Origin of the sequence: Duganella sp. P38 (assembly GCF_050859475.1) — a bacterium.
Taxonomy (GTDB): Bacteria; Pseudomonadota; Gammaproteobacteria; order Burkholderiales; family Burkholderiaceae_D; genus Rugamonas.
Map to the genome: position 1 here is coordinate 2441053 of NZ_CP193936.1, position 14408 is coordinate 2455460.

13 protein-coding genes are annotated in these 14408 nt (G+C 64.0%); 10 read left to right on the forward strand and 3 right to left on the reverse strand.

Features of this window, described 5'->3' with window-relative positions; translation table 11 throughout:
* The first annotated feature begins 70 nt into the window (after window positions 1-70).
* Window positions 71-355, forward strand: coding sequence for a PilZ domain-containing protein (locus ACRQ5J_RS11295; protein WP_432383349.1), 285 nt, complete (start codon window positions 71-73; stop codon window positions 353-355).
* On the opposite strand, the gene ACRQ5J_RS11300 is transcribed toward ACRQ5J_RS11295, so the two are convergent.
* A complete protein-coding gene (locus tag ACRQ5J_RS11300; protein WP_432383350.1) occupies window positions 336-1784 on the reverse strand; it encodes a citrate synthase family protein in 1449 nt (482 codons plus the stop codon). The genes ACRQ5J_RS11295 and ACRQ5J_RS11300 overlap by 20 nt on opposite strands.
* Window positions 1785-1877: 93 nt before the next feature.
* Here ACRQ5J_RS11300 and ACRQ5J_RS11305 point away from each other — a divergent pair, with 93 nt between their 5' ends.
* The 3 genes from ACRQ5J_RS11305 to ACRQ5J_RS11315 all read left to right on the forward strand — a co-directional run bounded on the left by ACRQ5J_RS11305 (window position 1878) and on the right by ACRQ5J_RS11315 (window position 5929).
* Window positions 1878-3260: a CoA transferase gene (locus ACRQ5J_RS11305; RefSeq protein WP_432383351.1), complete on the forward strand. Its 1383-nt coding sequence runs from the start codon at window positions 1878-1880 to the stop codon at window positions 3258-3260.
* Between the two features lie 87 nt (window positions 3261-3347).
* Window positions 3348-4736, forward strand: coding sequence for a flagellar filament capping protein FliD (fliD, locus tag ACRQ5J_RS11310; RefSeq protein WP_432383352.1), 1389 nt, complete (start codon window positions 3348-3350; stop codon window positions 4734-4736).
* Between the two features lie 83 nt (window positions 4737-4819).
* On the forward strand, window positions 4820-5929 hold the full coding sequence (locus tag ACRQ5J_RS11315) for a polyamine ABC transporter substrate-binding protein (protein ID WP_432383353.1): 1110 nt from the start codon (window positions 4820-4822) through the stop codon (window positions 5927-5929).
* 244 nt (window positions 5930-6173) lie between these two features.
* Here ACRQ5J_RS11315 and sixA read toward each other — a convergent pair whose 3' ends face one another.
* The gene (gene sixA / locus ACRQ5J_RS11320; RefSeq protein ID WP_432383354.1) at window positions 6174-6641 is read right to left on the reverse strand and encodes a phosphohistidine phosphatase SixA; all 468 of its coding nucleotides are present in this window, start codon (window positions 6639-6641) and stop codon (window positions 6174-6176) included.
* 36 nt (window positions 6642-6677) lie between these two features.
* Window positions 6678-8774, reverse strand: a complete 2097-nt coding sequence (gene ppk1 / locus ACRQ5J_RS11325) for a polyphosphate kinase 1 (RefSeq protein ID WP_432383356.1) — start codon at window positions 8772-8774, stop codon at window positions 6678-6680.
* Window positions 8775-9056: 282 nt separating this feature from the next.
* Between ppk1 and pstS the strand changes: the two genes are divergently transcribed.
* The 6 genes from pstS to ACRQ5J_RS11355 all read left to right on the forward strand — a co-directional run bounded on the left by pstS (window position 9057) and on the right by ACRQ5J_RS11355 (window position 14403).
* Window positions 9057-10103: a phosphate ABC transporter substrate-binding protein PstS gene (pstS, locus tag ACRQ5J_RS11330; protein ID WP_432383357.1), complete on the forward strand. Its 1047-nt coding sequence runs from the start codon at window positions 9057-9059 to the stop codon at window positions 10101-10103.
* A gap of 197 nt (window positions 10104-10300) precedes the next feature.
* Window positions 10301-11254, forward strand: a complete 954-nt coding sequence (pstC, locus tag ACRQ5J_RS11335; RefSeq protein WP_432383634.1) for a phosphate ABC transporter permease subunit PstC — start codon at window positions 10301-10303, stop codon at window positions 11252-11254.
* Window positions 11254-12126, forward strand: coding sequence for a phosphate ABC transporter permease PstA (pstA, locus tag ACRQ5J_RS11340; RefSeq protein WP_432383359.1), 873 nt, complete (start codon window positions 11254-11256; stop codon window positions 12124-12126). Before pstC ends, pstA begins: the two co-directional genes overlap by 1 nt.
* 57 nt (window positions 12127-12183) lie before the next feature.
* A complete protein-coding gene (pstB, locus tag ACRQ5J_RS11345; protein WP_432383360.1) occupies window positions 12184-12951 on the forward strand; it encodes a phosphate ABC transporter ATP-binding protein PstB in 768 nt (255 codons plus the stop codon).
* 36 nt (window positions 12952-12987) lie between these two features.
* Window positions 12988-13701 (forward strand): phosphate signaling complex protein PhoU, encoded by a 714-nt coding sequence (phoU, locus tag ACRQ5J_RS11350; RefSeq protein WP_432383361.1) that lies wholly within the window; start codon window positions 12988-12990, stop codon window positions 13699-13701.
* Between the two features lie 9 nt (window positions 13702-13710).
* Complete coding sequence (locus ACRQ5J_RS11355; RefSeq protein ID WP_218304535.1) at window positions 13711-14403, forward strand: response regulator; 693 nt, start codon at window positions 13711-13713, stop codon at window positions 14401-14403.
* The last annotated feature ends 5 nt before the right edge of the window (window positions 14404-14408 follow it).

Below are 14408 nucleotides of genomic sequence, written 5' to 3' on the forward strand. Positions count from 1 at the left end.
AATATAGCCAATTGCGTAACTAAAGGATGGGAAAGTGTTAGTTGATCAAAGGTCCGGCGCGCGGAAAATCGTGCGCTCCAAGGCAGTCGTGGTGATGGATGGCATGCCGCCCATGCAGGGGCGCACGCTCGACATCAACGGTAGCGGCTTGTCGCTCACGTTTGATCATAAGCTGGCGACCGGCGATATCGGCATGCTGTCGTTCGAGCTGTTCGTCGAGGGCAAGGCGCAGGTGCTGAGCTGCCGTTCGCGGGTGAATTACTGCATCTTCAGTGGCGATCACTTCAAAATCGGGTTCCAGTTCATGAATCCGGACATGGCCACCATGGCCACCATCAATAAATTCCTGCGGTAAGAGGGGCGGGCCCCGTGTAGCGGGCGCGCGGTCTTATGAGGCGGTTGGCGCGCACCTGTTCCAGTGCGTGCGCCAGCCAGCCGACGCAGCGACCCGTGGCGAACAGGATGAAGGGTGCGTCTTTCGGCAGGCCGCAGGCGGCGGTCAGCGCGGCGAGCGCGTAGTCGATGCTCGGCAGCTCGCCGGCTTGTTGTTCCGCCGCTACAGCCAGCGCTTCAAGTGGTTGAATTTCCGGTAGTTTTTTGAGCAGGGCCTGGGCGCGCGGATCGCCGGCCGGATAGAGCGGGTGGCCGAAGCCCGGTAGCGGACGTTGGCTGGCCAGCCAGCGGCGCACGGCATCGTCGGCATTGCCGGCTTGTGCCTGTGCCGCCAGTTGCGCGAATTCCGCCGCCGCGCCGCCGTGCAGCGGGCCGGTCAGCGTGGTGAAGCCGGCCAGCACACCGGCCGCCAGCGCGGCGCCGGTGGAGATGGCGACGCGGGTGGCGAAGGTGGAAGCATTCAGTTCGTGATCGGCCATCAGGACCAGGGCGCGGCGGATCAGGTCCTCGTGCTGCTCGGCGCGCCAGGCGCGGGCCAGGCGGCGGCTGATCGGCAGCGCGCTGTCATCGCCAGGCGCGCACACGGCCGCGCCGTTGGCACCCGCGCTACCCCCGCCCGCACACGGGCCGCCCGCGCTGCCCGCACCCGCGCTACCTCCGCCCGCACACGGGCCGCCCGCACCCGCACCCGCGCTATCCGCGCCATCCGCGCCCGCGCCGCCGCTGGCGTGCACGGCGGGCGTTGATGCGTTGACCATCGCGGCGATGAGTGTGGCTAGCACGCTGGCGGCTTCGGCGCGCAGCTCGGCCGCCGGGCGCCCCAGTGAGGGCCGGTCGCTCGCGCTGCGTTGCGCCAGCGCGAGCAACCCGGCAGCAAGCGCGTCCACCGCCTTTGTCCCGCCACCAGCCGCCGCCTGTTTAGCCCGCATCGCATCGCCGCCCTCTATCGCAGCGCCTGCCCCGGCTGTGCCGCCACGCGTCGTCTGGCCCACGGAGGCTGGCGCTGGTTGAAGGCAGGAGGCCCAGATGGCGGCGGCTTCGGCCGGAGGGCATTCCCACAGCAGTGCGGCGATGTCTTCCAGGCTGGCGGTGTCGGATAACACGGCGGCGTCCTGGCCGCGGTAGTACAGGCGTCCATCCAGCGCGGTCGAGATGGCGGACGGCAGCACCGGATCGCCATATTGCATCGCCTGCGTGCTGACCGCCTCCACCTTGCGTCGCCCATTGGCGCGGCGCGCCATGCGCAACACGTCGTCGCGGTGGTAGAGGCTGCGGCGCGGATCGTCGTCATCCGGCCGCGCGCGAATCTTGCCGCGACTGACGTTGGCATACAGCGTTTGCGGCCGGACGTTAAGCACGTCCAGGGCTTCTGCGGCGGTCATCCAGACCATTTCCATTTCCTATGTTGACACTTCAAGTCAAGATTGACGCTCGCAGACCAACGGTCCTAAGCTGCGGCCAAGCTTAACTGATCTGGAGTTTGTATGTTGAACACCATATGGTCCGCGCTGGATTTGCCCGCTGCGTCGCTGGATGCGCTGACGGTGGTGGGCGAGGGCGCCTTGCCTTCTTACTTTGCCGTCACCGAACTGGCGGCAGCCTCGGTGGGCGCCGCCGCACTGGCGGTGCGTGAACTGTTGCTGGCGCAGGCCGCCACGCCGGCGCCGCTGACGGTAACGGTGGACCGCCGGCTGGCGTCGATGTGGTTCGGCTGGTCGATCCACCCGGTAGGCTGGGAACGGCCGCCGCTATGGGACGCGGTGGCTGGCGATTACGCCACCGCCGATGGCTGGATACGCCTGCACACCAACGCCCCGCATCACCGCGCCGCCGCGCTGTCAGTGCTGGGCTGCGCCGAGGATCGTGATGCGGTAGCCCGCGCGGTAGCCGGCTGGCGCGGGCTGGCGCTGGAGGATGCGGTCGTCGCGCAGGGCGGTTGCGCGGCGGTGATGCGCTCGCTGGCGGAGTGGCGGGCGCACCCGCAAGGCCGGAGCGTCGCCAGCGAACCGCTGATTGCGCTGGCGACGGTGGGCGCGGCCGGCGCCGGGCAGCGTGGCGCATGGGCGTGGCGGGCAGGGCGGCCGCTGGCCGGGCTGAAGGTGCTGGACTTGACGCGCGTGCTGGCCGGCCCGGTAGCGGCGCGCTTTCTGGCCGGCTATGGCGCCGACGTGTTGCGCATCGATCCGCCGCACTGGAACGAACCGGGCGTGATTCCCGAGGTGACGCTGGGCAAACGCTGCGCGCGCCTTGATCTGACGCAGCCGGCGGACCGCGCCATCTTCGAGCAACTGCTGGCGCAGGCGGATGTGCTGGTGCATGGCTATCGTCCGGATGCGCTGGAGCGGCTGGGCTACGGCCAGGCGTTCCGCGCGCGGCACAATCCATCGCTGATCGACGTTACGCTGGACGCCTATGGCTGGAGCGGTCCGCTGGCCGGCCGCCGCGGCTTCGACAGTCTGGTGCAGATGAGTTGCGGCATCGCCGACCACGGCATGCGCATGCAGGGCGCCGATAAGCCGCTGCCGTTGCCGGTGCAGGCGCTCGACCACGCGACCGGCTACCTGATGGCCGCCGCCGCGATCCGCGCGTTGATCGCCCGGCTGGCCGAGGGCCGCACGCTGCACGCCAGGCTGGCACTGGCCCGCACCGCGCAGTTGCTGACCGACAGCGGCGCGCCCGCCGGCCCAGGCAAGGCGCCGGGGCTGGCGCCGGCAAGCGCGGCGGACTTCGCAGCCACGCTGGAGCAGACAGCGTGGGGGCCGGCGCGGCGCTATCGCCCACCGGTGCGCATCGACGGCGCCGCGATGGCCTGGGACCGCCCGGCAAGCCGCCTCGGCTCCTCGAATCCGCACTGGGCGGTGGAATAGGGGTAGAATGCCCTTTTATTCACCGCTTTGGTGCAAGCGGCCATATTGCATACTATGTAACCACCAACATGGCGGAATATTGAAATTATGGCTACCTCCAGCATCAGCTCCACGTTCGGCTCGACCAGCCAGGGCGTATCGACGGACGTCTACAACCGCGTCCTGCAAACCATGACGCCGCAAGCGAATGCCGCGGCCAAGCTCAACGCGTCCATCGCCAAGGACCAGACCAAGCTGTCGGCGCTGGGGCAGCTGCAAAGCGCGCTGGCCAGCTTCCAGCAGATCGCCGCCAGCCTGACCGGCAACGGCCTGAGCACCAGCGCCGCCAGCTCGGTCAAGACCGTGCTGACCGCCAGCTCGACCGGCACTGCCAAGGCCGGCACTTACGCGGTCGATGTCAAGCAACTGGCGCAGGGCCAGTTCCTGACCAGCGACGAATTCGCCACCGGCGCCGACGGCAAGATCGGCAGCGGCGCCACCACCACCATCAAGATCGACTTCGGCACCGCCGGCGGCGAGAAGGCGTTTGCCGCCAACGCCAAAGCCGGCAGCAAAAGCGTCACCATCGACAGCAGCAACAACACGCCGGAAGGCATTGCCGCCGCGTTCAAGGCGGCCGGCGTCGACGTGTCCGTGGTCAAGGGCGACAACGGCAAGTACACGCTGTCGGTGGCTGGCAAGGAGGGCGCCGACAACAGCATGCGCATCAGCGTCAGCGGCGACGCCACGCTGAAGAACCTGCTGAGCTACGATCCGGCCGGCACGCAGAAAATGACGCAGACCACCGCCGCCCAGGACGCTATCCTCACGGTCGACGGCAAGGAAATCAAGAGCGCCAGCAACACCATCAAGGACAGCGCCATCGGCGGCGCCACGCTGAACCTGGCCGGCAAGGGCAAGAGCGACATCACCATCACCCAGTCGTCGAGCCAGATCGGCGACAACCTGAAGGCCTTCGTCGCCGCCTACAACGACCTCAACGCCAAGATGCAGAAGCTGCAAAAGGGCGACCTGAAGTCCGACACCGCGCTGAGCCAGGCCATCAACCAGATGGGCATGCTGCTGAAGACCGGCGGCGGCAGCGTCTCGGTGACCAAGCTGGCCGGGATCGGCCTGAGCCAGGACAAGGACGGCAATCTCAAGCTCGACGATAAAAAACTGCAGGAGGCGCTGACCGCCGATTCTGCCGCCGTGGCCCAGCTGTTTACCACCGATGACAAGCGCGGCATGGCCGACCTGCTATCGGCCAAGGCGGCGTCGCTGACCGGCACCAACAGCGTGCTGAGCAAGCAGACTTCGCTGACCGCCAACGAAATCGCCAACCTGAACAACAAAAAGGTCAGCATGAACAAGGCCATGACGGCCCAGGCCAACGCGCTGGCGGCGCTGTACACGGCGCAGGCGCAGACCGGCGTGGGCGGCTTCTACGGCATGGGCAACACCGGCACCGGCACGCTGTTCGACATGCTGGGCTGAGATTTCTGTACGAATTCCTTGCATCCGGGCGGTGGATGCCCGATCATCACGGCTTGTGTTGAATTCCACATTCCGGAGGTGTTATGGCAGGGAAGTTCGTTGGCGCGGCGTTGTTGGCTGCTGGTTTGATGGTAGGCGCGGTGCAGGGAGCTGCGGCGCAAGAGGAAAAAGTCCTCAATATCTACAACTGGTCGGACTACATCGCCGAGGATACGGTTAAGAATTTTGAAAAAGAAACCGGTATCAAGGTCCGCTATGACCTGTTCGATAACAACGAAATCCTGAACTCCAAGCTGGTGGCCGGCAAGTCCGGCTACGACATCGTCGTCCCGACTGCCCAGTGGGGCCGCTTGCAGATCGACGGCAAGCTGCTGCGCAAGCTGGACAAGTCCAAGCTGCCCAACCTGAAAAACCTCGACCCGGCCATCCAGGCCAAGCTGGCCGCCATCGATCCGGGCAATGAGTACCTGGTCGACTGGCTGTGGGGCTACACCACCGTCGGCATCAACGTCAACAAGGTCAAGGCCGCGCTGGGCGGCATGCCGCTGCCGGAAAACTCGTGGGAGCTGATCTTCAATCCGAAGTACGCGTCCAAGCTGAAGTCGTGCGGCGTGTCCTTCCTCGACTCGCCGTCGGAAGTGCTGCCGCCGGCGCTGATCTACGCCGGCAAGCCGGCCTTCTCGAAAAACGCCGCCGACTATGCCGAGGCGGGCAAGGTGCTGCAGGCGATCCGTCCCTACGTCACGCTGTTCAGCTCGTCTGGCTACATCAACGACCTGGCCAATGGCGGCATTTGCGTGGCGCTGGGCTGGTCCGGCGACATCAACATCGCCCGCCAGCGCGCCATCGACGCCAAGAACGGCAATGTGATCGAGGCGCTGGTGCCGAAGACCTCGGCCGCGCTGGTGTTCGACACGATGGCGATTCCGGCCGACGCGCCGCACCCGAACAACGCCCACCTGTGGATCAACTACATCATGCGTCCGGAAGTGCATGCCAGCCTGACCAACAAGGTGTTCTACGCCAACCCGAACGCGGCCAGCGTCAAGTTCGTGCGCAAAGATATCGCTAACAACAAGAGCGTGTTTTTGTCGGAAGAGGATAAGAAGCGCATGACGCCACCGGAGGCGGTGCCGGCGGATATCCGCCGCAATATCACGCGCATTTACACCAGGTTCAAGACCGGCGTGTGACCGGTTGTCGGCGGCCGTCGTGGCCGCCGCTCCCGCGCATGGATTCCCGCCTGCGCGGGAATGACGCTATTCGTGATAGCGGTCGATGAGTTTCTGTTTGCTGCCGCGCATTTCCTCGATCAGTTCATACGCGACCAGGGCGATCATCCCGCCCAAAATCCCCATGGTGAGCAAGGTGAACATCATGATGGCCCCCTTCTAGTGAGTACAATTCAACTCTAGCAGACGGCCATCGCTTTACAAGCTATTTCACCACCAGGTCGGCGGCCATCACCGCCTTCAGATACACGCTGCGCGGATCGCCCGGTTCGCGCTGCGCAAACCACCAGGCGCTGGCCTTGCGGATGTCCCATTCGAGATCGTCGCCGGTCAGCAGCATCGACGCCACCTGGCCCAGCGTCGGCTGGTGGCCAACCACCAGCACCGAATCCTTGTTGCCGGGCCAGTTGACCGCCTTCAGGATGTCGGACGGATCGGCGCCCGGCGCCAGGTCGCTGTGGATCTTGAACTTGCGCCCCAGCGCCTCGACCGTCTGCAAGGTGCGCACGGCCGGGCTGGACAAGATCTTGCAGCTGTCCGGCAGCTGCGAGTTCAGCCATTGCCCCATGCGGCGCGCCTGCTTCTGCCCCTTGCTGGTCAGCGACCGTTCCAGATCGCTCATGCCGGCCACCGCGTCCTCGGCCTCGGCGTGTCGCCATAAAATGAGATCCATGCTGTGCTCCCCAATGATGTATGCAAACAGATCCCGTCAATCCCCCAGGTGGGCGTTGGGCGTGCCCAGCGCTTCCATCAGATGCTGCTGGGCGCCAAAGCTGAGCTGCTTGCCGCGCGCCCGGCGCCGCTGGTAGTGGCCGTCCGGCTCCAGTTCCCAGGCGTTGGTGTTGTCCTTCAGGTACGGGGTTAGACCTTCGGCCATGACCCGGCGTTTCAGCGCCTTGTCCAGTATCGGGAAAGCGACCTCGATGCGGCGGAACAGGTTGCGGCTCATCCAGTCGGCGCTGGCCAGGTAGGTGTCGTGCGCCAGGTCGTTGCGGAAGTAATAGATGCGGCTGTGTTCGAGGAAGCGGCCGATGATCGAGCGCACCTTGATGTTTTCCGACAGCCCCGGCACGCCGGGCTTGAGCATGCAGGCGCCGCGTACGATCAGGTCGATCTTGACGCCGTCCTTGGACGCCGCGTACAGCGCGCGGATTACCGACTCGTCCACCAGCGCGTTGATCTTGACGATGATGCGCGCCGGCCGGCCGGCGCGGGCGATGCGCGCCTCGTTGCGGATGGCCTTGATGATTTCGTTCTGCAGCGCGAACGGCGCCAGCCATAAATGGGTCAGGCGGTGCGGCTTGGTCAGCGAAGTCAGGTGGATGAACACCTCGTTGACCTCCTGGCTGATGCCCGGATGGCAGGTCAGCAGGCCGAAGTCGGTGTAGAACTTGGTGGTGGTCGGGTGGTAGTTGCCGGTGCCGAGGTGGGCGTAGTAGCGCAGCTTGTTGTCCTCGCGGCGTATCACCAGCGCCACCTTGGCGTGCGTCTTCAGGCCGACCACGCCGTACACCACCTGCGCGCCGGCCTGTTCCAGCTTGTCGGCCCAGTTGATATTGGCTTCCTCGTCGAAGCGCGCCTTCAGCTCGACGATGACGGTGACTTCCTTGCCGGCCCTGGCCGCCGCGATCAGCGACTCCATCAGGTCCGAGTTCATGCCGGTGCGGTAAATCGTCTGCTTGATCGCCACCACGTTCGGATCGAGCGCGGCGCTGCGGATGAAGTCGATCACCGTCTGGAACGACTGGTACGGGTGGTGCAGCAGGATGTCGCTCTTGCGCAGCGCCGAGAAGATATCCTGGTTGCCCGGCTTGTGCGCCAGGCCGGGAAAGAACGGCGCGAAGCGCAGCTCCGGATTGTGCACGTGGTCCATGATTTCGGTCAGCCGCACCAGGTTGACCGGGCCATTGACCGCATACAGCCGGCTCTGGTGCAGGCCGAACTGGTCGAGCAGGAATTGCGACAGTTCCGGTGGGCAGTTCTTGGCCACTTCCAGCCGCACCGAGGCGCCGAACTGGCGGCCGACCAGCTCGCCCTTGAGCGCCTGGCGCAGGTTTTTCACCTCGTCCTCGTCGACCCACAGGTCGCTGTCGCGGGTGACGCGGAACTGCGAATAGCCGATCACCTCGCGCCCGGCGAACAGGTCGGAAATATGCGCGTGGATCACCGACGACAGCAGGCAGAACGAAATGCCGCCATGGCCGGACAGCTCGTCGGGCAGGCGGATCACGCGCGGCAGCACGCGCGGCGCTTTCACGATCGCGATGCCGGTGCCGCGGCCGAAGGCGTCCTTGCCGCCCAGCTGGACGATGAAGTTCAGGCTCTTGTTGACCACCTGCGGGAACGGGTGGGCCGGATCGAGGCCGATCGGCGTCAGCAGCGGGCGCACCTCGGTGTCGAAGTATTCCTTGACCCAGGCGCGCTGGGCGTCGTTGCGCTCGTTGTGGCGCACCAGGTGGATGCCGTTGGCGGCCATCTCCGGCAGGATTTCGTTGTTGAGGATTTCATATTGATGCGCCACCAATAAATGGCACTCATTGCTGATGCGCGACAGCGTGGCCACCAGCGCCGGGTGGGTGGCCAGCGCGCCGTCCGCGGCGCCGGCCGCCAGCAGGCTGGCCACGCGCACTTCAAAGAATTCGTCGAGGTTGCTGCTGGCGATGCACAGGTAGCGCAGCCGCTCTAATAAGGGAATGCTTTTATCTTCCGCCTGCGCCAATACGCGGCGGTTGAACATCAGTTGCGAAAGTTCCCGGTCAAGAAAGGCCGAGTTCTTGTTTACGTCCGCATGCAAGTCAGGCTTCATGTCTTTTTAATCACTTTGCAGTTATCTCCATTCTAGCGTGGTTTGCGCTGGAAATGATGCAACAGTGTAAAGAAGAAATATGACAGCTTTGTGACAAGGGCTGTCATAAACGGGCGCCGATTATGACAAGTGGGCGTAACATACAGGGGCAACCTGGCCTGGTTTCATAGGGAAGAAGCGGCTGCCGAACTATTTTTGAAATATTTTGGGCATGTCATAAAGCTGTCATATTCCGCCGTTAGACTGCGCAGCATCCTAACCTGTCATAACAAAGGACTTGAAATGCGACTGAAACAATTGATCTCTTCCCTGATGGTTGGCGCAGCGGCCGTAATGGCCTTCTCGTCGGCCGCTCACGCCGCCGATATGACCGGCGCCGGCGCGACCTTCCCATACCCGATCTACGCTAAATGGGCGGAGCAGTACAAAGCCACCACCGGCAACGGCCTGAACTATCAGTCCGTCGGCTCGGGCGCTGGCATCAAGCAGATCAAGGCCAAGACCGTCGACTTCGGCGCGTCGGACGCGCCGATGAGCGCAGCCGACCTGGACGCCGAAGGCCTGATGCAGTTCCCTGCCATCATGGGCGGCGTGGTGACCGTGGTTAACCTGGACGGCATCGCCCCAGGCCAGCTGAAACTGACCGGCCCGATCGTGGCCGACATCTACCTGGGCAAAATCACCAAGTGGAACGACCAGGCGATCGCCGTCATCAACCCGGGCGTCAAGCTGCCAGCCGAAGACATCACCGTGGTGCATCGCGCCGACGGTTCGGGCACCTCCTTCCTGTTCACCGACTTTCTGTCGAAAACCAGCCCTGAGTTCAAAACCAAGGTGGGCGCTGCTACCGCTGTGAAGTGGGTGGTTGGCGTGGGCGGCAAGGGCAACGAAGGCGTCGCCGCCAACGTGCAGCGTATCAAGGGTTCGATCGGCTACGTCGAGTGGGCCTACTCGAAAAAGAACAAAATGTCGCACACCCAGCTGAAAAACAAGGACGGCAACTTCCTGCAGCCTGACGACGAGTTCTTCAAGGCCGCCGCCTCGAACGCCGAATGGACCAAGACCCCGGGCTTCGGCGTGGTGCTGACCGACCAGGCTGGTAAAAACTCGTGGCCGATCACCGGCGTGTCCTTCATCCTGATGCACAAAGTGCAGCAAGACGCCAACAAGGGCAAGGAAGTGGTCAAGTTCTTCGACTGGGCCTTCAAGAACGGCGGCCAGGCTGCCACCGAACTGGACTACGTGCCGATGCCGGCCAACGTCGTCAAGCTGGTGCAGGACGCCTGGAAAGCTAACCTGAAAGACGCTTCGGGCAAAGCACTGTACTAATCCGGACTGTCCCTTCGCCGCCCGCTCGCGGCGGCGAGGGGGTCAGCCTGCGGTGCCCGATCGGACGCCGCAGGCTAGCTTACATCCACCGAGACAAAAACATGAGCGCAGATATCACTTCCACGCCACTATCCAAACAAGGGCCGGCCTTGGCAAATTCCTCCACCACCGCGCTGACCGCCGCCGAACAGGCTGCGATGCAGTCGATGCTGCGCACCATGCGCAAGCAGCGCATCCAGGACTTCTTCTTCCACAAGACCACCATGATCTTCGCGCTGTCCGTGCTGGCGGTGCTGCTGGGGATCATCTTCTCGCTGATGGTCGGCGCCTGGCCGGCCTTCAAGGAGTTCGGCCCGCGCTTCATCACCACGGTCGAGTGGGACCCGGTCAACGACCAGTATGGCGCGATGATCGCCATCGTCGGCACGCTGGCCACCTCCGGCATCGCGCTGCTGATCGCTTTCCCGATCTCGTTCGGCATCGCGCTGTTCCTGACCGAAATCTGCCCGGCCGCGCTGCGCCGCCCGCTGGGCACGGCGGTCGAGCTGCTGGCCGGCATCCCGTCCATCATCTACGGCATGTGGGGCCTGTTCGTGTTCGCGCCGCTGTTCGGCGACTACGTGCAGCCGTTCCTGAAAGCCACGCTGGGCCAGCTGCCGGTGATCGGCCAGTTCTTCAGCGGCCCGACCATGGGCCTGGGCATCATCACCGCCGCGCTGATCCTGGCCGTGATGATCATCCCGTTCATCTCGTCGGTGATGCGCGACGTGTTCGAGATCGTGCCGGCCGTGCTGAAGGAATCGGCCTACGGCCTGGGCTGCACGCGCTGGGAAGTGGTGCGCAAGATCGTGCTGCCTTACACCAAGACCGGCGTGGTCGGCGGCGTCATGCTGGGCCTGGGCCGCGCGCTCGGCGAGACGATGGCGGTGACCTTCGTCATCGGCAACGCCAACAAGCTGTCGTGGTCGCTGTTCGCGGCCGGCAACTCGATCGCCTCGACGCTGGCCAATGAATTCGCCGAATCGGATACCGCGCTGCACACCTCGTCGCTGTTCGCGCTGGCGCTGATCCTGTTCGTCATCACCTTTATCGTTCTGTCCGCCGCCAAGCTGATGCTGGCTGGCATGTCTCGCAAGGAAGGCGTCAAATAATGAGCGCAACTCTGGAAAAAGCCGCGATGAACCCGGTTTATCGCAAACGCCTGCTGAAGCACCGCGTCGGCATCGCGCTGTCGGTGCTGGCGATGTCGATCGGCCTGATCGCGCTGGCCTGGATCCTGGCCACGCTGCTGATCAAGGGCTTCGGCGCGCTGAGCATCAATATGTTCACGCAAACCACGCCGGCCCCGGGCAGCGAGGGCGGCGGTTTGTGGAACGCCATCTTCGGCAGCTTCCTGATCGTCACGCTGTCGACGCTGATCTCGACCCCGATCGGCATCCTGGCCGGCATCTACCTGGCCGAGTACGGCGAAGAGAACAAGGTCGCCAGCATCACCCGCTTCGTCACCGACATCATGCTGTCGGCGCCGTCGATCGTGATCGGCATGTTCGTCTGGGCCATGTACGTGGCCACCACCAAGCACTACTCGGGCTACGCCGGCTCGATCGCGCTGGCGCTGATCGCCATCCCGGTGGTGGTGCGCACCACCGACAATATGCTGCGCTTGGTGCCGAACAGCCTGCTGGAAGCCGCGTTTGCGCTGGGCGCGCCGCGCTGGAAAGTGGCGATGATGGTGCGCCTGCGCGCCGTCAAGGCCGGCGTCATCACCGGCGTGCTGCTGGCCGTGGCGCGCGTCTCCGGCGAAACCGCGCCGCTGCTGTTCACCGCGCTGAACAACCAGTTCTTCAGCGCCGACATGAACGCGCCGATGGCCAACCTGCCGGTGGTGATCTACGGCTTCGCCATGAGCCCTTACGACAACTGGCGCGAACTGGCCTGGGGCGGCGCACTGCTGGTGACCTTCAGCGTGCTGGCCCTGAACATCATCGCCCGCACCGTGTTTGCCCAAAAAGCCCCGAACTAATTAGATAAAGCGAATCCCTCCATGAATACGCAACTGAGCCAAGAAAACGTCGCCACCATGACCCAAGGCAAACGCAAGACCATCGAAATTTCGGGCTTGAACTTCTTCTACGGTAAGACCCAGAGCCTGCACAACGTCAGCCTCGACATCCACGAGCGCCAGGTGACCGCCTTCATCGGCCCGTCCGGCTGCGGCAAGTCGACGCTGCTGCGCACGCTGAACCGCATGTACGACCTGTACCCGGGCCAGCGCGCCGAAGGTTCGATCATGTATCGCGGCCGCAATATCCTGGAGCAGGGCCAGGACTTGAACATGCTGCGCGCCAAAGTCGGCATGGTGTTCCAGAAGCCGACGCCGTTCCCGATGTCGATCTACGACAACATCGCCTTCGGCGTGCGCCTGTATGAAGACCTGTCGAAAGGCGAGATGGACGAGCGCGTCGAATGGGCGCTGAAGAAGGCCGCGCTGTGGACCGAAGTCAAGGACAAGCTGAGCAAGAGCGGCCTGTCGCTGTCCGGCGGCCAGCAGCAGCGCCTGTGCATCGCCCGCGGCGTCGCCGTCAAGCCCGACGTGCTGCTGCTGGACGAGCCGACCTCGGCGCTGGACCCGATCTCGACCTCGAAAGTGGAAGAACTGATCTCCGAGCTGAAGCAGGACTACACGATCGCCATCGTCACCCACAATATGCAGCAGGCCGCGCGTTGCTCGGACTACACCGCCTATATGTACCTGGGCGAGCTGGTGGAGTTCGGCGAAACCGACCAGATCTTCATGAACCCGGCCCGCAAGGAAACCCAGGACTACATCACCGGCCGTTTCGGCTGATCGACCTTATAATACTAATTCGCATTGGAGAGCAGCATGATCGGTGAGCATTCATCCAAACAATACGACAACGAGCTGGAAGCCATCCGCAGCAAGGTGCTGCTGATGGGCGGCATCGTCGAGACCCAGTTCCTCGACGCCATGACCTGCTTCCGCATCGGCAATTCCGAGCGCGCCGACCGCGTGATGCGCGAGGACGACGCCGTCAACCAGCTGGAAGTGCAGCTGGACGACCAGTGCAGCCACCTGATCGTGCGCCGCCAGCCGGCCGCCAACGACCTGCGCACCATCATGGCGACGATCAAGGTCATCACCGACCTCGAACGCATCGGCGACGAAGCCACCAAGATCGCCCGCACCGCCAAGCAGCTGCACGCGCGCGGCGCGGTGACGGTCAACCATTACGAAATGGTGCGCAACATCGCCAACAACACCTCGGACCTGTTGCACGACGCGCTGGACGCCTTCGCCCGCAACGACGGCAAGCAGGCGCTGCAACTGATCGCCCAGGACGCCGTAATCGACCATGAATTCCGTTCGATCATGCGCAACCTGATTACCTTCATGATGGAAGATCCGCGTACAATCTCGGCCGCGCTGGACACCTTGTGGGTGGCCAAGGCGATCGAGCGCATCGGCGACCACGCCAAGAACATCGCGGAATACGTGATTTATGTGGTGGAAGGCAAGGATATCCGCCACACCAAGACCGTGCCCCTGCCGGATGAAGCGCCTACGCAAGCTGAGTAAATAATTTAAATGGCATCTGATAAAACGACTGTATTGATAGTGGAGGACGAGCCGGCGATTATCGAGCTGGTGACGTTCTCGCTGCGCGAGGCGGGCTGGAACTGCTGCGCGGTGCAAAGCGCGGGCGAGGCCTGGGACTTTATCCAGACCCGCACGCCGCAGCTGATCCTGCTGGACTGGATGTTGCCGGATTCGACCGGCCTGCGCCTGCTGGCGCGGATCCGCTCGGACCGCCAGTTCAGCGACATCCCGGTGATCATGCTGACTGCCAAGAGCATGGAAGAGGACAAGCTTGCCGGCCTCAACAGCGGCGCCGACGACTACATCACCAAGCCGTTCTCGCCGCGCGAGCTGCTGGCCCGCGCCAAGGCGCTGCTGCGCCGCAAGGCGCCCGAGCATTCGCAGTCGACCATGCGCGCCGCCAACATCATGCTCGACCCGGTCAGCTGCACCGTCTCCATGGACGAGCAGAAGATCGACATCGGCCATGCCGAATACAAGCTGCTGAAATTCCTGCTGGCGCACCCGGAACGCGTGTTCTCGCGCAGCCAGCTGCTGGACAAGGTGTGGGGCGATCACGTGGTGATCGAGGAGCGTACCGTCGACGTGCACGTGCTGCGGCTGCGCAAGGCCTTGAAAGAGGCCGAGCACCTGATCAAAACCGTGCGCAGTGTCGGCTACATGCTGTCGGAAAAAAGCTGAGTTTT